Source organism: Methylobacterium sp. Leaf106 (genome assembly GCF_001422895.1).
Classification (GTDB): domain Bacteria; phylum Pseudomonadota; class Alphaproteobacteria; order Rhizobiales; family Beijerinckiaceae; genus Methylobacterium; species Methylobacterium bullatum.
On the sequence record NZ_LMNB01000006.1, the window covers coordinates 1 to 20,074 of the forward strand.

Annotated in this window: 15 protein-coding genes and 1 tRNA gene; 6 read left to right on the forward strand and 10 right to left on the reverse strand. The window is 68.6% G+C overall.

Annotated features, from left to right (window positions below; all coding sequences use genetic code 11):
- Positions 1 to 140 precede the first annotated feature (140 nt).
- Positions 141 to 217, forward strand: a tRNA-Met gene (locus ASF34_RS06500).
- A gap of 179 nt (positions 218 to 396) precedes the next feature.
- Here ASF34_RS06500 and ASF34_RS06505 read toward each other — a convergent pair.
- On the reverse strand, positions 397 to 561 hold the full coding sequence (locus ASF34_RS06505) for a YqaE/Pmp3 family membrane protein (RefSeq protein WP_026175630.1): 165 nt from the start codon (positions 559 to 561) through the stop codon (positions 397 to 399).
- A 107-nt stretch (positions 562 to 668) separates the two neighbouring features.
- Between ASF34_RS06505 and ASF34_RS06510 the strand changes: the two genes are divergently transcribed.
- Positions 669 to 1,457, forward strand: coding sequence for a hypothetical protein (locus ASF34_RS06510; protein WP_056159885.1), 789 nt, complete (start codon positions 669 to 671; stop codon positions 1,455 to 1,457).
- Between the two features lie 68 nt (positions 1,458 to 1,525).
- Here ASF34_RS06510 and ASF34_RS06515 read toward each other — a convergent pair whose 3' ends face one another.
- From ASF34_RS06515 to ASF34_RS06535, 5 genes are all read right to left on the reverse strand, one after another.
- On the reverse strand, positions 1,526 to 2,833 hold the full coding sequence (locus tag ASF34_RS06515) for a DUF4167 domain-containing protein (RefSeq protein WP_056159887.1): 1,308 nt from the start codon (positions 2,831 to 2,833) through the stop codon (positions 1,526 to 1,528).
- A gap of 402 nt (positions 2,834 to 3,235) precedes the next feature.
- On the reverse strand, positions 3,236 to 4,198 hold the full coding sequence (gene prmC / locus ASF34_RS06520) for a peptide chain release factor N(5)-glutamine methyltransferase (RefSeq protein WP_443136524.1): 963 nt from the start codon (positions 4,196 to 4,198) through the stop codon (positions 3,236 to 3,238).
- Positions 4,199 to 4,224: 26 nt separating this feature from the next.
- On the reverse strand, positions 4,225 to 5,310 hold the full coding sequence (gene prfA / locus ASF34_RS06525) for a peptide chain release factor 1 (protein WP_018042072.1): 1,086 nt from the start codon (positions 5,308 to 5,310) through the stop codon (positions 4,225 to 4,227).
- Between the two features lie 99 nt (positions 5,311 to 5,409).
- A complete protein-coding gene (gene ptsP, locus ASF34_RS06530) occupies positions 5,410 to 7,674 on the reverse strand; it encodes a phosphoenolpyruvate--protein phosphotransferase (RefSeq protein WP_018042073.1) in 2,265 nt (754 codons plus the stop codon).
- A 73-nt stretch (positions 7,675 to 7,747) separates the two neighbouring features.
- Complete coding sequence (locus ASF34_RS06535; protein ID WP_026175632.1) at positions 7,748 to 8,983, reverse strand: aspartate kinase; 1,236 nt, start codon at positions 8,981 to 8,983, stop codon at positions 7,748 to 7,750.
- A 190-nt stretch (positions 8,984 to 9,173) separates the two neighbouring features.
- On the opposite strand from ASF34_RS06535, the gene ubiG reads away from it, so the two are divergent.
- From ubiG to ASF34_RS06550, 3 genes are all read left to right on the forward strand, one after another.
- Positions 9,174 to 9,920 carry a bifunctional 2-polyprenyl-6-hydroxyphenol methylase/3-demethylubiquinol 3-O-methyltransferase UbiG gene (gene ubiG, locus ASF34_RS06540; RefSeq protein WP_056159890.1) on the forward strand — a complete coding sequence of 249 codons (747 nt, stop codon included), beginning with the start codon at positions 9,174 to 9,176 and terminating at the stop codon, positions 9,918 to 9,920.
- Positions 9,921 to 9,969: 49 nt separating this feature from the next.
- The gene (locus tag ASF34_RS06545) at positions 9,970 to 10,539 is read left to right on the forward strand and encodes a YbhB/YbcL family Raf kinase inhibitor-like protein (protein ID WP_056159893.1); all 570 of its coding nucleotides are present in this window, start codon (positions 9,970 to 9,972) and stop codon (positions 10,537 to 10,539) included.
- 79 nt (positions 10,540 to 10,618) lie between these two features.
- On the forward strand, positions 10,619 to 11,593 hold the full coding sequence (locus ASF34_RS06550; protein ID WP_056159896.1) for an NADPH:quinone oxidoreductase family protein: 975 nt from the start codon (positions 10,619 to 10,621) through the stop codon (positions 11,591 to 11,593).
- A gap of 198 nt (positions 11,594 to 11,791) precedes the next feature.
- Here the strand turns inward: ASF34_RS06550 and ASF34_RS06555 are convergent, their stop codons facing one another.
- From ASF34_RS06555 to ASF34_RS06565, 3 genes are all read right to left on the reverse strand, one after another.
- Positions 11,792 to 15,088, reverse strand: a complete 3,297-nt coding sequence (locus ASF34_RS06555; protein ID WP_056159900.1) for an error-prone DNA polymerase — start codon at positions 15,086 to 15,088, stop codon at positions 11,792 to 11,794.
- Positions 15,089 to 15,332: 244 nt separating this feature from the next.
- Positions 15,333 to 16,904 (reverse strand): Y-family DNA polymerase, encoded by a 1,572-nt coding sequence (locus tag ASF34_RS06560; protein ID WP_056159903.1) that lies wholly within the window; start codon positions 16,902 to 16,904, stop codon positions 15,333 to 15,335.
- Positions 16,828 to 17,598 (reverse strand): ImuA family protein, encoded by a 771-nt coding sequence (locus ASF34_RS06565; protein ID WP_056159905.1) that lies wholly within the window; start codon positions 17,596 to 17,598, stop codon positions 16,828 to 16,830. Before ASF34_RS06565 ends, ASF34_RS06560 begins: the two co-directional genes overlap by 77 nt.
- 261 nt (positions 17,599 to 17,859) lie before the next feature.
- Here ASF34_RS06565 and ASF34_RS06570 point away from each other — a divergent pair, with 261 nt between their 5' ends.
- Positions 17,860 to 18,792 carry a collagen-like protein gene (locus ASF34_RS06570; protein ID WP_056159908.1) on the forward strand — a complete coding sequence of 311 codons (933 nt, stop codon included), beginning with the start codon at positions 17,860 to 17,862 and terminating at the stop codon, positions 18,790 to 18,792.
- Here ASF34_RS06570 and ASF34_RS06575 read toward each other — a convergent pair.
- Positions 18,787 to 20,022, reverse strand: coding sequence for a TIGR03862 family flavoprotein (locus tag ASF34_RS06575; RefSeq protein ID WP_056159911.1), 1,236 nt, complete (start codon positions 20,020 to 20,022; stop codon positions 18,787 to 18,789). The genes ASF34_RS06570 and ASF34_RS06575 overlap by 6 nt on opposite strands.
- Positions 20,023 to 20,074 lie beyond the last annotated feature (52 nt).

Below are 20,074 nucleotides of genomic sequence, written 5' to 3' on the forward strand. Positions count from 1 at the left end.
CCGTTAAACACACCAGCGCCCATGGTACTGTGTCTCAAGACACGGGAGAGTCGGTCGCCGCCAGACCTGCACAGTACAGACAACATCCCCCTCAACGATCCATACCTTGCCGGCACATTCTCGCCGGCAGAACACCCTGGCGCGGGGTGGAGCAGCCCGGTAGCTCGTCAGGCTCATAACCTGAAGGTCACAGGTTCAAATCCTGTCCCCGCAACCAAACACACCAGAACACCAAACGCAAAAGCCCGCAGCGTCAAACNTAGCTCGTCAGGCTCATAACCTGAAGGTCACAGGTTCAAATCCTGTCCCCGCAACCAAACACACCAGAACACCAAACGCAAAAGCCCGCAGCGTCAAACGCCGCGGGCTTTGTCGTGTCAAATGACATATCCAAACTCAGCGGGAACGCATCACGATCCAAAGTGCGTGGATCGAACCCGGTAGATAGAATAAAATGCACAGCAGGATGTTCAAAAAGAACTGAACCCCGATCCCGACGGTCAGAAGCACCGCGATCGGCGGCAGGAAAATCGCGATGAGAATGCGAATGAGGCTGGACACAGTGTTCCCCTGATCGATCATGTGATTGGTCGCTCCGGTGAACCAAAACGGCCGCGCTTAAGTTCCCTCGGCCTCGCTGTTCCCGCAGCGCGACTGGTCGTCATCTCATGCTGATCGAAGGCCTTCACTACCTGACGACGCCGGTCCCGCGGGCGCAGCGGAAGTTGGGGTATCTGCGCGAGAGCGTCCTGTTGATGTCGCGGTCGCGGCGCTGCCGCGCGGCATGGGCGGACCATCTCGATGCGGCCCAGTCCGCCATACGGCAATCCTGCGCAGATCTGGACCGTCGTCGCACCGCCGTGGTTCTCGGGTCGGGCCTCCTGGACGACGTACCCTTGGCTCATCTGGCCCAATGTTTCGAGCGCGTGATCCTCGTGGACATGGTCCATCTCTGGCCGGCGCGCTGGGCGGCGCATCGCTATGCGAATGTCGCTCTGCAGGTCTCGGATCTGAGTGGATGCGTGAAATGGCTGAGAGGGGAGGGGGAGCGGTGTGCCGATCCTCTCTCGGTGTTCGATCGGGGTGACATCGACTTCGTCGTCTCAGCTAATTGTCTTTCGCAATTGCCGATCCTGCCACTGGATTGGTTCGAGTCGCGCAACAGGGCTCCTCCCGACGAACTCGGCCGCAGTATCGTGGCGGGTCACCTCGAAGGATTGTCACGTCTGCAGACGCGTGTCTGTCTCATCGCCGATACCGAGCAGGTGACGGACAATCGCGAAGGCCAGCTCGTCGAACGCTTCGATCTTCTGCATGGTGTCGTCTTGCCTACACCCGATCGATCCTGGATCTGGGAGATCGCACCGTTCGGTGAAGTCGAACGACACAGAAGGGAGCGCCATCGCGTCCAGGCTCATCTCGATTGGCGACCATGCGAGATTGGCAGGACGTCGTAGCGCCCGAACGAAAAAAGCCGCCCGGTCAGGGGCGGCTTCCGAATTGGTCGGGTAGCGGGTCCGATACCCTATTCCACGGTGGAGGGCGTATCGTCGGTGCTGTTGCTGCCGCCCTCGGAACTCTCCGATCCCTCGAAACGCGGACGACGCCGACGACGGGGCTTGGGGGCGGTGGGAGAGGTATCGTCCTTCGACACGTCGCCGGCGAGATCCCGCGTCGGTTCCGGCGCGACGGTCGGTTCCACGAAACGCTCAGTCACCGGCGGCGGGGCCACTGGGCGAGGAACGGCGGTCAGGAAGGCCGGAAGGGCAGCCACATCCTCGGAAGACCGCAGATCGGGCTCTTCCCGGCGACGGGAACGCCGCGGGGCCGTCTCCGAAGAACGACGGGCGTCGTTGCGGGCGGTGTCCTGACGGGGGGTATCCTGGCGAGCGGTTTCGAAGCGAACCGGTTCCTGGCGCGGACTCTCCTGACGATGAGTATCCTGCCGGGGCGCTTCCTGACGCGAGCTGTCCTGGGACGTCACATCCTGCTTCGGCTGAGCATCGCCGCCCTGAAATTCGCTGCGAGGGTTCTCGTAGCGGGAGCCGTCGTTGCGGCCTTCGTTACGGCCCTGGGCACGATTGAAATCGGCACGGGGCTGGTCCTGCCGAGCATAATCCTGGCGCGCCTGGTCAGGCCTCGCCTGCTCGTTCCGCGGCTGCTCGTACCTCGGGCTTTCTTGTCTCGTGTTTTCTTGCCTCGTATTTTCCTGCCTGTTGCCCTCGCCCCGGAAGGAATCCGGCCGGTTGTAATCCTGCCGACCACTGTCGTTGCGGTTTCCGTCGTAGCGAGAGCCCTCCTGGCGGCCGCCATCTTGCCGGTTGCCGTCTCGATTGCCCTCGAAACGCTGCGGGCGATCGTTGCGGTTCTGGAAGCGCTCCCGGCGTGGATGACGCTGATCCGACGGCGAGTCTTGCCGTGTATCTTGCCGGGGCTCGTAGGATTGCGGCTGAGGCTGTGGCTGAGGCTGTTGGGCCGGATCGCCGTATTCCTCGTTATAGCCGTTGCCGTAGCCGTTGGCGGCATAGCCCAGGCTCGCGCCCTGACCCTCATCGTCGCCGTCGTCGTCATCGTCGTAGCCGTTACGGGCATACCCACCGTTCTGCTGGCGGTTCTGCTCCTGGGCACCCGAGATGATGCGGAAATAATGCTCGCCGTGCTGGAAGTAATTCTCGGCGGCCACCGGGTCACCACTGGCTTGCGCATCGCGCGCGAGCTGGGCGTATTTGTCGGCGATGTGCTGCGCCGTCCCGCGGATTTTTACATCCGGCCCGTTGGACTCGTAGGAACGCGTCAGCGGATTGGGACCTTTGGGGCGGTTGCGACCGCGCATCCGTCTATTCTGGTTTGGTCTCATCGGTCTCGATTGACCCTCGTTCAAATCGGAGCGTCTGATGATGCGGCGGGGCTACGGGCGAAGAAGGAGAACCCGTTTCGGGCACTTCCTAGTCCTCGTAGGATCCGGTCAGTGGTTCCGCGATCGATTTTGCCGTGCTCGCCGTATGTCCGGTCAACCGATTCCTGCGCTCACAGTGCGGCGCTCATCGGTCGTCTGGCACTCAATTCATCAAGCTTCCACACGGCGTCTCGTGCGTATCAGCTTGATGGTGGGGAGATCGTCTAAAAGTATCGCGTGCTAGACGCCGCCGACACTTCTACCTCGATCCGCCTTGACGGATCGTTCGCGACCTGACTGTGACACTAGCGACTCCCCAAGCCCACAACAAGCTCTTTTTCATCTCCTGTCGTCGTTGGCTGTTGGCGGACGTCCGGCCAGCGTGACGACACGGGCGTGGCCGGCCAGATCTTGCCTCACGGACCCCCGTGCGAACCCCGCCTCGCGGCCGATCCTCAATACGTCCTCGGCCTGATCATGGCCGACCTCGAAGACGAGGGCTCCGTCCGGGGTGAGCAGGGGACGACCGTCCGTCGCCCCGCTCACTTCCCTCACGATCCGTCTGTACGCCTCGAGTCCATCCTCGCCACCGTCGAGGGCGCCGAGCGGATCGTGGCAGCGGACTTCCCTGGACAAGGTCGAGATGATCGCGCTCGCGATGTAGGGCGGGTTCGAGAGGACGACGTCGAACGGCTTGCCGAGGGCGGAGCACCAATCCCCCGCGACGAAGGCGGCCCGCCTCCCGACACCGTTGATCCGGGCATTGGTCCGGGCGCAGGCGAGCGCTTCGTGCGAGCGGTCGAGACCCACTCCGAAGGCCTGTTTCCATTCGCTCAGGAGCGAGACGAGAATGCAGCCGGACCCGGTTCCGAGATCGAGAAGGCGGAGGGGGCGGTCGCGGGCGGGGTGGAACGCCAAAGCGGCATCGACGACGGTCTCGGTATCGGGCCGTGGCACCAGGGTCGCCGCGTTGAGGATGAACGGGAGGCCCCAGAACTCCCACTCGCCGAGGATGCGCGCCACGGGCTCGCCCGCGAGCCGTCGCCGCATCGCTTCCCCAAGCCGCAGGGCACCCTGCTCACCGATGGGCTCCGCACCGGAAAGGGCGAGTTCTGTCGGCGTGATGCCGAGGACGTGGAGGAGGAGGAACTGGGCATCGCTTGCCCCACCGTCGATCCCGGCTTGGGAAAAAGCCGCAACGGCGTGGCGCAAGGCCTGCGAGCGGGACTGCCGAGGATCGATGCCGCCACTCACCGCGCCGTCTTCCGTCACGCCACGTCGCGTGCCGCCAGGCTCGTTCACGCCAGGCTCGTTCACGCCAGGTTCGTTCACGCCATGCCTTCGGCGGCCATGAGTTCCGCCTGGTGCTCGGTGATGAGGGCATCCACGAGCTCGTCGAGGGCCTCTCCCGCGAGCACCTCTTCCAGCTTGTAGAGGGTGAGATTGATGCGATGGTCGGTGACCCGCGCCTGCGGGAAATTGTACGTGCGAATGCGCTCCGAACGATCGCCGGAACCGACCTGCGACTTGCGGTCCGCGGCCCGGACGGCGTCCTTTGCCGTGCGTTCGGCATCGTAGAGCTTGGCCCGCAGGAGCGACATGGCGCGCGCCCGGTTCTTGTGCTGCGAGCGCTCTTCCTGGACGAAGATGACGATCCCGCTCGGCATGTGGGTGATGCGGATCGCCGATTCCGTCTTGTTGACGTGCTGGCCGCCGGCGCCCTGTGACCGCATCGTGTCGATCTTCAGATCGGCATCGTTGACGACGATATCCACCTCCTCGGCTTCCGGCAGCACCGCCACCGTGGCGGCGGAGGTGTGAATGCGCCCTTGAGCTTCGGTGTCGGGCACGCGCTGGACGCGGTGCGCTCCGCTTTCGAATTTCAGCTTGGCGAAGACGCCTTTGCCCTTCACCTCGGCGATGACTTCGCGATAGCCGCCGACGGTGCCCTCGCTCTCGGAAATGACGTCGACCTTCCAGCCCTTCAGGTCGGCGTATTTCGCGTACATGCGGAACAGGTCGCCGGCGAAGAGCGCGGCCTCGTCGCCGCCGGTGCCGGCGCGGATTTCGAGGATCGCGCTCTTCTCGTCGGCGGCGTCCTTGGGCAGCAGGATGACCTGGAGCGCCTTGTGGGCGGCCTCAAGTCCCGCTTCCGCATCGGGCTTCTCGGCGGCGGCGAGAGCGCGCATCTCGGCATCCCCTCCCGGCTCGTCGATGAGGGCCTCGATCTCGGCGAGGTTCGTCGCCGCGGCGCGGTAGGCGTGGATCGCCGCCACCACGCCGTCGAGTTCGGCCAGCTCCCTGGACAGCTGGACGAAGCTGTCGGAATCGGCCGAGCCTGCACTGAGCGTGGCGGTGACGATGTCGTGCCGCGTCAGGATGGCGTCGAGACGGTCTGAAGGAATAGGGGTCATCGCCCGGAGGATACTCTCAACTGTGGAAGACGCATGTCCGACGGACGTGCCGGGTCCGCGGGGGTGGTCGTGGCTCTCGGCAAGACGCCGTCACGCTCGCTAGATAGGCACGCCCTGCGCCTTGGCGAAGGCCGTGAGGACCGGCCTCAGGGAGGCGCTGTCGCCCGCCCGCTCGATCTCCGCATCGATGAGGGCGGTGACGGCGGCCGCATCGAGGGCGAGCACCATCGCCTTCACCGGGCCGATGGAGGCCGGCGACATCGACAGGTTGCGGAAGCCGAGGCCGATCAGGGCCATCGCCTCCAGGGGCTTGCCGCCGATCTCGCCGCAGATGGTGACGGGGCAGCCGGCCGCGGTCGCCCGCTCCGCGATGAGGCGGAAGGCGCGCAGGGCCGGGATGCTCAGCGTGTCGAACCGGTCGGCGACGCGGCGGTTCTCGCGGTCCACCGCGAAGAGGAACTGCATCAGGTCGTTGGAGCCCACCGACAGAAAGTCGGCGACCTTGGCGATCTCGTCGATCTGGAACAGGAGCGAGGGTACCTCGACCATCACCCCGAGCCGGCAATCGCTCGGCAGGACGTGGCCGTGGCGACGCAGATGCGCCTTCTCGCGGTCGACGATGGCCTTGGCGCGGACGAACTCGTCCACCGTGGCCACCATCGGGAACATGATCTTGAGGGGCCGGCCCGACGCGGCCCTGAGAAGCGCGCGCAGCTGCACCCGCAACAGGGCGGGGCGGTCGAGGCCGATGCGGATGGCGCGCCAGCCGAGGGCCGGGTTCTCCTCCTCGAGGGCCGGCATGTAGGGCAGGATCTTGTCGCCGCCGATATCGAGGGTGCGGATCGTCACCGGCAGGTCGCCGGTGGCCGAGAACACCGCCTCGTAGAGCGATTGCTGCTCGGCGGCGGACGGCATCCGCTGCGCCACCATGAACTGCAGCTCGGTGCGGAACAGGCCGATGCCCTCCGCCCCGGTCTCGTGGAGATGGGTCAGGTCCACCAGCAGCCCGGCATTGAGCTGCAGGCCGATGGCGACCCCGTCCGTGGTGACGGCCGGCAGGTCGCGAAGCGCCCGGTACTGTTCCTGGCGGCGCGCGCGCAGGCGGACCTGCTCGGCATAGGCCGCCTCGATCTCAGGGCCGGGCCGGACCTGGATCTCGCCGGTCACCCCGTCGACGATGATCGCATCGCCCGCGTCGCAGAGCGCCGTGGCATTGGCGATCTCGCCCACCGCCGGGATCCCGAGGGCGCGGGCGACGATGGCGATGTGGCTCGTCGGGCCGCCTTCCTCCAGCACCACGCCGCGCAGGGAGGCGCGGTCGTAGTCGAGGAGGGCCGCCGGCCCCATGGAGCGGGCGACGAGGATCGCGTTCTCGGGGAGCTCACGATGCGTGCCGTTGCCCTCCGTGCCGATCAGCGTGCGCAGGAGGCGATTGGCGAGGTCGTCGAGGTCGTGCAGCCGGTCGCGCAGATACGGATCGCTCTGTCGCATCATCCGGGCGCGGTTGTCCGATTGGACACGCTCCACGGCGGCCTCCGCCGTGAGGCCGGAATGGACCGCCTCGCGCATCCGGCGCAGCCAGCCCTTGTCGTGGGCGAACATCCGCACGGTCTCCAGCACCTCGCGGGATTCGCCGGTGCCGATGATGTCGCCGCGCTCCACGAGTTCGTCGATGGCCGAGCGGACCTCGCCGATGGCCTCCTCCAGGCGCTCGACCTCACGCTCCAGGTTCTCGGCGATGAGCTGCTTCACGATGATGCGCGGCTCGTGCAGCACCACGTGACCGAGGCCGATGCCGTCGGCGAGGGCCACGCCGCGCTGGCTCACGGCGCGGCGCGCGGCCGAGCCCGCGCCCGGTGCCAGGGATTGCAGTTCACCCGAAGCGATCATCTCGGACAGCACCATCGCCGTCGTCTGGAGCGCCTCGATCTCTTCCTCCGAATAGACCCGGTAAGTGAGGTTCTGCACCACGAGGACGCCGAGGGTGTTCCCCGCGCGCAGAAGCGGCACGCCGAGGAAGGCGTGGTAGGCCTCTTCCCCGGTCTCGGGCCGGTACGAGAAGGACGGATGCGACTGGGCGTCCGAGAGCGAGAGCGGTTCGGCGGTCTTGGCGATGAGGCCGACGAGGCCCTCGTCCGCCCGCATCCGGGTCAGGTGGACGGCCGAACGGTTCAGGCCCTCGGTGGCAAACAATTCGAGCGTGTTGTCATCGCTCAGCACATAGACCGAGCAGACCTCGGCGATGACGTTCGCCGCGATGAGGGTGACGATACGATCGAGACGTGCCTGTGGACTGACCGGCTCCGCCATCGCTTCGCGGAGGCGGCGCAGCAGCAGGCGCGGGCCTCCGGGCGCAGCAGGCATGGTCTCCTCGATCCGAATTCAGTCCCCCGAGGCCCGCCTGCGCAAGTTTCGTGCGCGGCGACGGGGGCGGCGCTCAAGCCTGATCGAGGCCGTATAGCGAGTGGAGCGTGCGCACGGCAAGCTCCGTGTAAGCCGCATCGATCAATACGGAAAACTTGATTTCCGACGTGGTGATCGCGCGGATGTTGATTCCCTTCTGCGCGAGCGCCCTGAATGCCTTGGCGGCGACGCCCGCATGGCTGCGCATGCCGACGCCGATGGCCGAAACCTTCACGACATCGGTGGCGCCCTCGATCTGGGCGAATTCGATGATGCCGCTCTGGGCGTCGAGAATCGTGCGGGCGCGGTCGTAATCGGCGGACGGGACCGTGAAGGTCATGTCCGTGGTCGACTGGTCGCCCGACACGGTTTGGATGATCATGTCGACGTTGATGTTGGCGTCCGCCAGCGGCCCGAAGATCGCCGCGGCGACGCCGGGGCTGTCCTTGACGCGCCGGAGGGTGATCTGCGCCTCGTCCTTCGAGAAGGCGATCCCGGTGATGATCTGCTGTTCCACGATGTCGTCCTCGTCGCAGATGAGGGTGCCTGTGCGGGCGTTGTCGGGCGGGTCGAAGCTGGAGCGCACCGTGGTCGGTACGCGATGGACCATGGCGAGTTCGACGGAGCGGACCTGGAGCACCTTGGCGCCGAGGGAGGCCATCTCCAGCATCTCCTCGAAGGTCACGCGCTCCATGCGCCGGGCCTTCTGCACCACGCGCGGGTCGGTGGTGTAGACGCCGTCGACGTCGGTGTAGATGTCGCAGCGCTCGGCACCGATGGCGGCGGCGATGGCCACCGCGCTGGTATCCGAGCCGCCCCGGCCGAGCGTGGTGACGCGGCCGGTCTCGGCGTGAATGCCTTGGAAGCCTGCGATCACGGCGACTTCACCGCGGGCGAAGCCGGCATCGAGATTCTTGGGGTCGATCGCCTCGATCCGTGCCGAGCCATGGGCATCGGAGGTCTCGATGGGGATCTGCCAGCCCTGCCAGGAGCGGGCCTTGATGCCGTTCTTCCGGAGCGCCGTGGCGAGGAGGCCCGCGGTGACGAGTTCGCCCGAGGCGACGACGGCGTCGTACTCGGCCTCGTCGTAGAGCGGGTTGGCGTCCTTGACCCAGGCCACGAGTTCGTTGGTCTTGCCGGACATGGCCGAGACCACGACGGCGACGTCGTAGCCGGCCTCGATCTCGCGCGCCACGTGGAGGGCCACGTTGCGGATACGGTCCACGGTCGCCACCGATGTGCCGCCGAACTTCATCACCAAACGGGGCATGTCGGGTCCGCGTCGATCCATTCCAGAGCCGGCTGTCCGCCGGGAGCACGGCGCTTTATCGGCTTCGAGCCGGAGCGGCGTCCCGCCGCTGTACCGGCCGGTGCTTCGGCGGGTACAAGGGCACTTCGGACGTGTCAACAATCGGGCATGCGGGCGGGATGACCCGCATCCGGGTCGGAAGGTCAGGCGAATGAACCCAGCGGCATCTTCTTCCATCGACGCCGAGGAAGTCGCGCGCTTCGAGGGCATCGCCGCGACGTGGTGGGCCGAGGACGGGCCGATGAAGGTGCTGCACCGGTTCAACCCGGTGCGCCTCGCCTATATCCGCGACGCGATCTGCCGGAAATTCGGCCGCGACCCGCGCATGCCCCACCCGCTGAAGGGGCTGACCATCGTCGATGTCGGATGCGGCGGCGGCGTCCTGTCCGAGCCCCTGGCGCGGCTGGGCGCCACCGTCACGGGGCTGGATCCGGCACCCACCAACATCGCCGTGGCGCGTTCCCATGCGCAGGCCGGGGGCGTGGCGGTGGATTACCGCTCTCAAACCATCGAGGAGGTGGTGGCGGCGGGCGAGCGGTTCGACGTCGTCCTGATCATGGAGGTGGTGGAGCATGTGGTCGACATGCCGGCCTTCGTCGCCAGCGCCTGCCAGGCGGTGAAGCCGGGCGGTCTCCTGTTCGCCGCCACCCTGAACCGCACGATGCGCTCCTTCGCGCTGGCCATCGTCGGAGCGGAATACGTCCTCGGCTGGCTGCCGCGCGGAACCCACGACTGGAACAAGTTCGTGAAGCCGGACGAACTGTCCCGCGCCATCGCGCGCGGCGGCCTCTCCGTCACCGATACCACCGGCGTCGTGTTCAATCCCTTCGACGGGAGCTGGCGGCCCGCCCGCGACACGGCGGTGAACTACATGGTCGCTGCCGCCCGTCCGGCCTGAACCGGGTGCGCCCCTCCTCGTTGACCACGCGAATCGACGAGGAGACATCATGCTGGAAAAGCTTCCGCACGCGGTCGGCGCGGCCCTGTCGGGCCTGAAGGCCGGGCTCGACACAACCGCCTACCACCAGGATTTCGGGAGCGTGCCCGAGACGATCTCGCTGACGAGTCCGGCCTTCGCCGACGGGGCGAGCCTTCCTGCGCGCTTCACCGCCGATGGGCCGGGCGTCTCGCCGCCGCTGTCATGGAGCGGCCTGCCGGCCGGTACGAGCCGCGTGGTGCTTCTGGTGGAGGATGCCGGCAGCCCGACTCCGAAACCCCTCGTCCATCTCATCGCCTGGAATCTCGCCGCGAGCGAAAGCCTTCCCGAAGGCGCTCTCGCCAGTGCCGCCGGTGAGGGATCGCAGCATGACCTCGGGCAGAACAGCTTTCTCAAGGACCAATGGCTGCCGCCGGACCCGCCCACCGGACATGGCCCCCACGCCTACCTGTTCCAGATCTACGCCCTGGATGCTCCGCTCGATCTGCCGGCGAGTCCGGGACGTGCCGCGCTCATCGAGGCTATGACGGGTCGAGTCCTCGCCAAAGGTTGCCTGACCGGACTCTACGAGCGCCGCTGACGCCGCCGCTTGCGCCGATGCCGCCAATCGGTGCAAGCGCGCTCAAGCAAAAGGCGCTGCGGCTCAAGGGAGGATCGGCATGAAGGCTTTGCTCTGCACCAGACTCGGCGGCCCCGAGGATCTCGCGATCGCCGAGGTGGCCGATCCGGTCGCCGGTCCGGGCGAGGCCGTGGTGCGGGTGACGCTGGCGGCGCTGAACTTCTTCGATACGCTCATCATCGCAGGGCGCTATCAGGTGAAGCCCGATCTGCCGTTCTCGCCCGGCGGCGAAGCGGTCGGAATCATCGAGGCCATCGGAGATGGCGTCGAGGGTTTCGGGATCGGCGACCGCGTCATCGTCCACCGCACCTACGGCACCTGCGCCGAGCGCATCGCGGTGGGCACCCGGCATCTCACCGCCGTCCCCGATGCGGTGAGCGACGAGCAGGCGGCCGGCCTCACCATCACCTACGGCACCTCGCTCCACGCCCTGCGGGATCGCGCGAAGCTTCAGCCCGGCGAGACGTTGGCGGTTCTCGGCGCCTCGGGCGGCGTCGGTCTCGCCGCGGTGGAGCTCGGCGTGATCATGGGCGCGAAGGTGATCGCCTGCGCCTCCTCGCCAGAGAAACTCGCGGTGGCGCAGGCGCACGGCGCCGAGTTGGGGCTCGATTACGGCGCGGACAATCTGCGCGAGGGTTTGAAGAAGCTCACCGAGGGACGGGGCGTCGACGTGATCTACGATCCCATCGGCGGCGACTACGCCGAACCTGCGCTCCGTTCGCTCGGCTGGAAGGGGCGCTACCTCGTCATCGGCTTCGCGGCCGGCGACATCCCGCGCATTCCCCTCAACCTCGCTCTCCTGAAGGGCATCGACATCCAGGGCGTGCATTGGGGGGTGTTCGTGGAGCGCGAGCCCGAGGCCCACCGGGCGAACCAGGAACAATTGTTGGCCTGGGTGGCGGAGGGGCGCCTCAAGGCCAAGATCCACGGCACCTATCCGATGAGCGACTACGAGAACGCGCTCGGCATCCTCAAGCGCCGCGAGGCCGTGGGCAAGGTGCTGCTGCGGCCGTGAGTCGGGCAAGCCCTCCTCCCCCTTGTGGGGAGGAGTTGGAGGTGGGTGTGGTGGGGTGACCCTCAGAGTGTGGAGGCTGGCGGAGCCACCCCCACTCCTGACCTCTCCCCACAAGGGGGAGAGGGACGCGCTCTGCCTGCAAAAGCAGATGTGTGAATCCGGTAGCCGCCTGCGGGGAGAGGGGATGCGCACTGCCCCTCAATGGAAGTCCCGGCTGCGGTAGACGCGCCGGTCCGGCGGCGCCCCGAAATCCGTGGTCTCCGGTGGGAGGGGGAGACCGCCCTCGCGCAGGGTCCGCAATTCCTCCGTCAGGTCGCGGAACTGCTCGGCCAGGAGATGGACCACCAGCCCCGAGCGCTGGATGCGCCCGCGCACGGCGATGAAGCGGGCGCTCATGGCGATGCGCCGGTTGGCGTCGAACACCTTCTTCCAGACGATGACGTTGCAGATGCCGGTCTCGTCCTCCAGCGTCAGGAACACCACGCCCTTGGCGGTGCCGGGGCGCTGCCGGGTGAGGACGAGGCCCGCCACCGTGACGCGGGCATTCTGGGCCCATGAAGGGTCGTGATGCGCCGCCGCCGGGATCGCGCCGATGCGGGCGAGGCGCGCCCGAAAGAACGCCACCGGATGGCCTTTGAGCGAGAGGCCGGTGGAGACGTAATCTTCCGCCACATGCTCGGAGAGCGCCATGGCGGGCAGCTCCACCGCGGGCTCTGCCCGGAACAGGCCGTCATCGGCATGGAAGGCGAAGAGCGGCATCGGCGCATCGAGGAGATGCGTGCGCCGGTCGGTGGGGACGCCCCGCGCGGCGCTGGCGTGCGTCGAGGTGCCTTCCAGTGCCCTCACCGCCCAGAGGGCGGCGCGGCGGTCGAGGTCGAGGGAGCGGAAGGCGTCGGCCTCGGCCAGGCGCTCGAGGGCGTTGCGGGGCAGTGTCAGGGCGGCCTGCAGGCCCTCGACGCTGGCATAGCCGTTCCCGCGCAGGGCCACGAGCCGGGCCATGCCGGCTTTCGGCAGGCCGCTCACCTGCCGCAGGCCGATGCGGACGGCGAAGCGGCGCTCCGGCCCACGCTGCTCCGAGGCCGGTTCCAGGGTGCAGTCCCATTCGCTGGCATTCACGTCGGGGCCACGCACCTCGACCCCATGGGCGCGGGCATCCCGCACCAGCTGGGCCGGCTGGTAGAAGCCCATGGGTTGCGAGTTCAGGATCGCGGCCAGGAAAACGTCCGGGTGCCGGCATTTCATCCAGGCCGAGGCGTAGACCAGCAGGGCGAAGCTCGCCGCGTGGCTCTCGGGAAAGCCGTAGGTGGAGAATCCCTCGATCTGCTTGAAGCAGCGCTCGGCAAAGTCGCGTGGATAGCCGCGCCCCACCATGCCCTCGATGAACTTGGTCCTGAAATTCACGATCAGCCCGTTGTGCCGGAAGGTCGCCATGGCCCGGCGCAAGCCGTCGGCTTCAGACGGGGTGAATCCGGCCGCCGTGATCGCGATCTGCATGGCGTGCTCCTGGAACAGGGGCACGCCGAAGGTCCGCTTCAACACCTCCTCGAGTTCGTCCTTCGGCCCGTGCTCGGGGGAGGGGGACGGGAAGACGACGGGCTCCTCGCCCGAGCGCCGGCGCAGGTAGGGATGGACCATGTCGCCCTGGATCGGACCGGGGCGCACGATGGCGACCTGAACCACGAGATCGTAGAATTCCTTCGGCTTCAGGCGCGGCAGCATCGACATCTGCGCCCGGCTCTCGACCTGGAACACGCCGACGGAATCGGCCTTCGACAGCATCGCGTAGACCTCCGGTTCCTCGCGCGGGAGGTCGGCCAAGGTCTCGTAGGCGATGCCGTGATCCTCGCGCAGGAAGTCGAGGCCGCGCCGGAGGCAGGTGAGCATGCCGAGCGCCAGCACGTCGACCTTGAGGAGGCCGATCGTGTCGATGTCGTCCTTGTCCCATTCGATGAAGGTACGGTCGGCCATCGCCGCGTTGCCCACCGGCACGGTCTCGTCGAGACGCCCTTTCGTCAGCACGAAGCCGCCCACATGCTGGGACAGGTGGCGTGGGAAGCCGATGAGCTGGATCGCGAGGTCCACCGCCTGCCGGATCGCCGGGTTGGCGGGGTCGAGCCCGGCCTGCGCGATATGCTGGTCCGGCAGGCCGTCGCCCCATGAGCCCCACACCGTGTCGGCCATCATGCCGGTGATGTCGGGGGTGAGGCCCAGCACCTTGCCGACCTCGCGGATCGCGCTGCGGGGCCGGTAGTGGATCACCGTGGCGCAGATCGCCGCGCGGTCCCGCCCGTAGCGGTCGTAGAGATACTGGATCACCTCCTCGCGACGCTCGTGCTCGAAATCGACGTCGATGTCGGGCGGCTCGTCCCGGCTCTCGGAGATGAAGCGGGCGAACAGGAGCCGGATCTTGGTCGGGTCCACCGCCGTGATGCCGAGGCAGTAGCAGACAACCGAATTGGCCGCCGAGCCGCGGCCCTGGCACAGGATTCCCCGGTTCCGGGCGAATTCGACGATGTCGTGGATGGTGAGGAAGTAGCGGGCGTAGTCGAGGCGGCGGATCAGGTCGAACTCGGTGCGCAGGGAGGTTTCGACCGTCTCCGGGATACCGTCCGGGTAGCGCAGTTCGGCCCTTTGCCGGGTCATGTATTCGAGATGCCCCTGGGCCGTCCGGCCAGGGGGAACGGGCTCGTCGGGATACTCGTATTTCAGCTCCTCCAGGGAGAACCCGCAGGTCTCGGCGATCTCGATTGTGCGCGCGATCGCTTCCGGGTGGTCGGCGAAGAGCCGGGCCATCTCGGCGGGCGGCTTCAGGTGACGCTCCGCATTGGCTTCCAGGCGATAGCCGGCCTCGACCAGGGTGCAGCCCTCGCGGATGCAGGCGAGCACGTCCTGCAGGGGGCGCCGGTCGGGATGGTGGTAGAGCGCGTCCGACACCGCCACCATCGGCGCGCCGAGGCGCTCCCCGAACCCGGCGAGGCGGCCGAGTCGACGCCGCTCGTCGCCGCGATAACGATGGCTCGCGCCGAGAAAAACGCGGCCGGGGGCCGTCTCCGCCAGGGCGGCGAGATGGCGGGCGAAGACGGGATCGTCCTCCTCCGGCGGGAGCGCGATGAAGACCTGCCCCCTTGCCGCCGCGAGCATGTCCGGGACACCGAACCGGCACGCGCCCTTCGCCGAGCGGCGGTTGCCGTCCGTGAGCAGCCGGCAGAGCCGTCCGTAGCCGTCTCGGTCCATCGGATAGGCGACGGCCTCGAACCCCTCCTCGGTGACGAGGCGGACCCCCGGCAGGTAACGGATCGTCGGTTCGCCCGCCTTCTCCCGGCGCTTTGCCTCGGCATGGCCGCGCACCACGCCCGACAGCGTGTTGCGATCGGCGATGCCGATGGCGTGGAGCCCGAACTCGGCGCCCTGCGCCACCATCTCCTGCGGATGCGAGGCCCCGCGCAGGAACGAGAAGTTCGTGGTGACCGCGAGTTCGGCATAGGGCGGGGTCATGCGCAGAATGATGGGCCGTTCGCGTGATCCCCTCTCCCCGCGAGCGGGGAGAGGGCCGCGACGACCCCGTCGTCGGCGCGGCGAGGCGGCAGCCGAGGGTGAGGGGGGGCGTCCGAAGGAGACTCGTCCGGAATCTCCCCCTCACCCTCGCTCCGGCTTCGCCTCCGCTCATCGCAGGCACGGCAAGGTGCCCGCGATCCTCTCCCCGCCCGGCGGGGAGAGGGGAGGGCGCTCATCTCGGCCCTCACGCGAACAATCCCTGCACGAACCAGCGCGCCGCCGTTTCAGCCGTGTGGAAGCCTTCCCGGTAGAGCCAGAGGCGCCGGCCGGATTCGTCCTCGACCACGTAGTAATCCCGGGCGGGGGCAGGGGCGTGCCACCAAGCGTCGGCGATGCGCTCGGGACCCTCGGCATGGGCGATCCGGTGCAGGCGCCGCCGCCAGCGGAAGCGCTGGGGTGGTCCGTCGGGGGCGAGCGAAAACACCTCGTCGGCCGCCTCGCTGCGAGACAGGAGGACGAGGGGACGGGGCGGCATCCCGCCCTGTGGCCGGGTGCCGACCCGCTCGGGCCACCGCATCTCGATACTCCTCACCCGCCACGGCTCCAGGGCATCGGCGCGTTCGGGGATGTGGCTCGCCCGTGGACTCACGCGGATGACCCTGGCTCCGATGCGCTGGCGCAGGGCGTCGGCGAGGCGGGCGGTCCCGCCGGTCTCGGCCTCCCGGTCGAGGCCCGTCTCGGCCAGGGCGCCCTGGCGTGCCTCCAACCGGCCGATGCCGGTCACGTCGAGCCGCACGGTCTCGAAGCCGAAGCCGGCATCGAGGGACGGCCCGAGCCGGTCGAGGCGCAGATCGAGCAACCGCCCGACCTGGGTCGGGCAGAGAGTCGGTTCCGACAGGCCGAGATCGAGGCTGCGCTCGATGCCGTCGACCCGGTAGAGGCTCAGCCGCAGGGATCGCGCGCCCAGGCCCGAGGCGGCGAGGCGGGGGGCGATCTCCTGCATCAGCCGTATGGCGGTGGCGACGATGATCGCCTGATGTCCGATCGGATCGAGAAAACCCCGACTCGCGCCGAAGGCGGCCGGCTCCCCCAGGGAGACCAGCGGCTCGGGCCTTCTCCCCAGCGCCTGGTCGAGGCGCAGGAGCAGGGTCTCGCCGAAGCGTCGGGCCAGGGGAGGGCGGGCCGCCTCGGCCAGCGCCCCAATCCGGCGCAGGCCGAGGCGGCGGAGGGATTCGGCGATGGCCGGCTCGATCCGCAGGGCACTCACGCAGAGGTCGCGCAGGGCCGGTGCATTGCCCCCCCGGGGCACGACGACGGGACGCGTCGAAGCACCGTGGCGGGCGAGCGCGAAGGCGCAGGCCGGCGTGTCGGCCAGGGCCAGCCGGGCGGGGATCGCATTGGCCGACAGGCGGGCGGCGAGGTCGCCCATCAGGGCGTCTTCCCCGCCGAACAAGTGGCTCGCCCCCTCCACGTCGAGAAAGAAGCCGTCTCCGCCTTCCCCCGGCCCGAACGGCGCCACCATGGGTGTATACCGCTTGGCCCAGAGGCAGAGACGCGCGAGGGCGGCGGCATCGGCCTCCGGGTTTGCGGGATGGACGGCGATGCCCGGCCCGATCCGGGCGCGAGCCCGTGCGAGGGGCTCGCCCGGACGCAGGCCGAGAGCCCGGGCGGCGGCGTCGACGGCCGTGATGCGCAGGCCTCCCGGCCCGATGGCGGCCACGACGGCGGGGGAGACCGCGTCATCCTGCGCGGCCCGAGCGCGCCTGAGGCGCGTCAGCGGCCACTGCTCCAGCCAGACCGAAACGATGCGCGGCATGATCCCACTCCAGAAGCCAATTCCCCGTCCGTCCGTTGCGGCAGCGGTCGAGCCGCGCCCGCCAGCATGGCCGCTCGATGCAGCCGAACCGGTCCCGCAGGGCCGCCCCCGAGCCGATCCGCCAGCGGGTCGCGGCCATGTTCGGGTTCTCCGCCTGCGGTGGCCGCAGGACGAGGAGGAGGCGGGAGGCCGCCTCGCCCGCCAGATGCAGCCGCCGGCTCTGCTTCAGCGGAAGGCCGGCATCCACCAGCCCCGCCACCGCCCTCAGCCCCTGCGAGCGCAGGGCCTCCTCCACGGCGCGGTAGGCATCCGCGTCGCTCTCGACCTCCAGGATCAGCAGGCGGCACGGATCGAGGCCGAGCCCGGCGAGCCCATGGCCGTAGGGTGTCGGGTGCCCCTTGCCGATGACGAGGAGAGCCTCCCCCTCCACCCGCGCGAGGTGTCGGGCCATGAGGGCGAGGGTGAAGCCCAACGCCGCCGCCTCGTCGCCCTCGGATTCCGGGGCGATCTCGTGCGGTCGGCCAAGGGAGAGCCCTCCGCCGGGAAGGCCGGAATCGATATGGGCGATTCCCAGAGGCAGGGCCTCGACGGACAGGACGTCGGCCTGTCCTGCCCCGTGGCCGCGCAGGGCGTCCAGAGCGATCCGCCGGCGCCGTTGAAGCCCGTTCGTCTCCGTTTCGCCGTCATCGCGCATCTTCGTCGAGCCAAATCCATCCTGTCCGTCCCATCGGCGGACAATAAGAACAAAACAAGAACAATCTCAACCGGTTTCGGGGGGATGCAAAATTCCTGAGCGGCTACAGCCGCTTCCCCTGTGGACGGCTGTGGATGAGTGTGGATGGAGGAACGGCCGCGAGACGGCGGGACGATCCGGGCCGGGCTTGACCGCATGACCGGACCCGGCATTGTCCCTCCGCCGTGCCGGACCCCCGGCGCATCAGCCTGGAAAGAACCCATGCGCCTCGACCATGCCGCCAAGTGCCCGGCCCCGACGGGCTTCATGGCCAAATCATTGATGGGATTGATGATCCTCGCCGGGCTCGCGGCCGGTCCGGCAGCGGCTCAGGCGCCCGGCCAGGGCAGTCCCGGCCAGCCCGGCGGTGGGATGAGCGCCGCCCCTGCGACGGATGCCGCCGCGGCCCCAAGGCCCAGGGCGGCCAGGCCCAAGCGGGTCGTGGCGCCGTCGCAGCCGATCCAAGTCTACGATGCGCGGATCGAGGCGGGGGATCTGCGGATCTCCGGCAGCGTGCGCAAGGCCGGCACCGTCGTGATCCTCGACGAGGACATCTCGGTGATGGCCGATTCGCGCGGCCGATTCCTGTTCCGTCTGCCCTATCGGCCCGCCACCTGCGTCGCGGCGCTGAAGGCCGGCGAGGACGAGAGGGAGGCCGTGGTGGCCAATTGCGCGCCGGCCGGTGAACCCGGCCCCAAGGGCGATGCCGGCCCTCAGGGAGAGTCCGGTCCCCAGGGCATGGCAGGGCTTGCCGGTGCGCCGGGTGTGGCGGGGCTCGCAGGCGAGGCCGGGCCGAAAGGGGAGGCGGGACCGAAGGGCGACGTGGGACTCAAGGGGGAGACAGGCCCGCAGGGGCCGGTCGGCCCCAAAGGCGACGTTGGTCCCAAGGGTGATACGGGTCCCAGGGGGCCTGCCGGTCCTCAGGGCGAACCGGGAGCGGCGGGCCTCACCGCCAGCGCCGCCAACTCCACCCTGCGTCCCGTCCGCAACGAGAATTGCTCGTCCGGTGGCTGCGAGTTGAGCTGTGACAGCGGCGAGGCCTTCGTCTCGGCCTATTGCCTGTCTTCAGGCAGTCCGTCCTTCGCCAATGGCGGCGCCAGCGCGTCCTGTCCGTCCGACGCCAAGGGCATGGTCGGCTTCTGCGCGCGTCTATAGGTCCGGGCCGGCCTCATCGAGCCAGTCCATCATCCCGGCGGCCGCCGCGCGACCGCTGGAAAAGGCACCCTGCAACAGGTAGCCGCCGGTGGGGGCTTCCCAATCCAGCATCTCGCCGGCGACGAAGACCCCCGGCCGCGCTTTCAGCATGAAACGGGTGTCGACGGCCTCGAAGGCGACGCCCCCCGCCGTGGAGATCGCCCGCTCGATCGGACGGGGAGCGAGCAGGCGCAAGGGAGCCGCCTTGATCAGGGCAGCGAGTTCGCCCGCCGAGGGTGGAAGGGCGCGGCCGGCTGCCTCGCGCAGCATTCCCGCCGCGACAGGGTCGAGCCCCGCATCCTTGCGCAGACGCGTGGCGAGGGACGCCCCCGGCTTGTACGTCGCGAGGCGTCGCATCAGCGCATCCTCGGTGAGGTCCGGCCGTAGATCGAGGACGAGACGGGCCTCACCCTTGACCTCGATCTCCTCGCGGATGAGGCGCGACAGGGCATAGACCGCCCCGCCCTCGATCCCGTCTGCGGTGACCATGGCTTCGCCGCGCACGGTCTCGTCGCCGAGCCTGAGCACGACGCGCTTCAGGGGGGTCCCGGCGAAGCGTTCGCGGAACACGTCCGACCACGGCACGCTGAAGCCGACATTGGCGGGTTTGAGGGGCGAAACCTTTATCCCGGCCCCGGTGAGAAGCGGGACCCATGCCCCGTCCGAGCCGAGCCGTGGCCAACTCGCGCCGCCAAGGGCCATCAGGGTCGCCTGGGGGGCCACCGTGACGCCCCCGTCCTGGGTCTCGAAAGCCAGGCTTCCATCCGCGTCCCAACCGAGGAAGCGATGACGGGTGAGGATGCGGACGCCGATAGTGTCGAGCCGCCCCAGCCAGGCCCGCAGGAGCGGGGAGGCCTTGAAGCTCTTCGGAAAGACCCGCCCGCTGGACCCGATGAAGGTCGGCTGGCCGAGCCCCTCGCACCAGTCCCGCAAGGCTTGCGGAGGAAACGCGTCGACCGCCTTTGCGAAGGACGGATGCACCGGGTGGTAGCGGCGGTGGAACGCCTCCAGCGGCTCGCTATGCGTGAGGTTGAGGCCGCCGCGCCCGGCGATGAGGAACTTGCGCCCCACCGAGGGCATCCGCTCGTAGAGCGTGACGCGATGACCGGCTGCCGCCAGCATTTCGGCGGCAGCGAGCCCCGCCGGGCCGCCGCCGATCACCGCGATGTCTCGTGACGTCGATCCTGTCATGGACGTTGGGAGGCCGTGACGGAGCCCGGCTGTCAAGGGCGGAGGTCGGTTT

What these genes read in the sequence shown, in the direction of transcription:
- ASF34_RS06510 (WP_056159885.1), top strand. Translation starts at nt 669, where the DNA reads ATGCTGATCGAAGGCCTTCACTACCTGACGACGCCGGTCCCGCGGGCG.
- ASF34_RS06515 (WP_056159887.1), bottom strand. Translation starts at nt 2,833, where the DNA reads ATGCGCGGTCGCAACCGCCCCAAAGGTCCCAATCCGCTGACGCGTTCC.
- prfA (WP_018042072.1), bottom strand. Translation starts at nt 5,310, where the DNA reads ATGACCCCTATTCCTTCAGACCGTCTCGACGCCATCCTGACGCGGCAC.
- ptsP (WP_018042073.1), bottom strand. Translation starts at nt 7,674, where the DNA reads ATGCCTGCTGCGCCCGGAGGCCCGCGCCTGCTGCTGCGCCGCCTCCGC.
- ASF34_RS06535 (WP_026175632.1), bottom strand. Translation starts at nt 8,983, where the DNA reads ATGCCCCGTTTGGTGATGAAGTTCGGCGGCACATCGGTGGCGACCGTG.
- ubiG (WP_056159890.1), top strand. Translation starts at nt 9,174, where the DNA reads ATGAACCCAGCGGCATCTTCTTCCATCGACGCCGAGGAAGTCGCGCGC.
- ASF34_RS06545 (WP_056159893.1), top strand. Translation starts at nt 9,970, where the DNA reads ATGCTGGAAAAGCTTCCGCACGCGGTCGGCGCGGCCCTGTCGGGCCTG.
- ASF34_RS06550 (WP_056159896.1), top strand. Translation starts at nt 10,619, where the DNA reads ATGAAGGCTTTGCTCTGCACCAGACTCGGCGGCCCCGAGGATCTCGCG.
- ASF34_RS06555 (WP_056159900.1), bottom strand. Translation starts at nt 15,088, where the DNA reads ATGACCCCGCCCTATGCCGAACTCGCGGTCACCACGAACTTCTCGTTC.
- ASF34_RS06560 (WP_056159903.1), bottom strand. Translation starts at nt 16,904, where the DNA reads ATGCCGCGCATCGTTTCGGTCTGGCTGGAGCAGTGGCCGCTGACGCGC.
- ASF34_RS06565 (WP_056159905.1), bottom strand. Translation starts at nt 17,598, where the DNA reads ATGCGCGATGACGGCGAAACGGAGACGAACGGGCTTCAACGGCGCCGG.
- ASF34_RS06570 (WP_056159908.1), top strand. Translation starts at nt 17,860, where the DNA reads ATGCGCCTCGACCATGCCGCCAAGTGCCCGGCCCCGACGGGCTTCATG.
- ASF34_RS06575 (WP_056159911.1), bottom strand. Translation starts at nt 20,022, where the DNA reads ATGACAGGATCGACGTCACGAGACATCGCGGTGATCGGCGGCGGCCCG.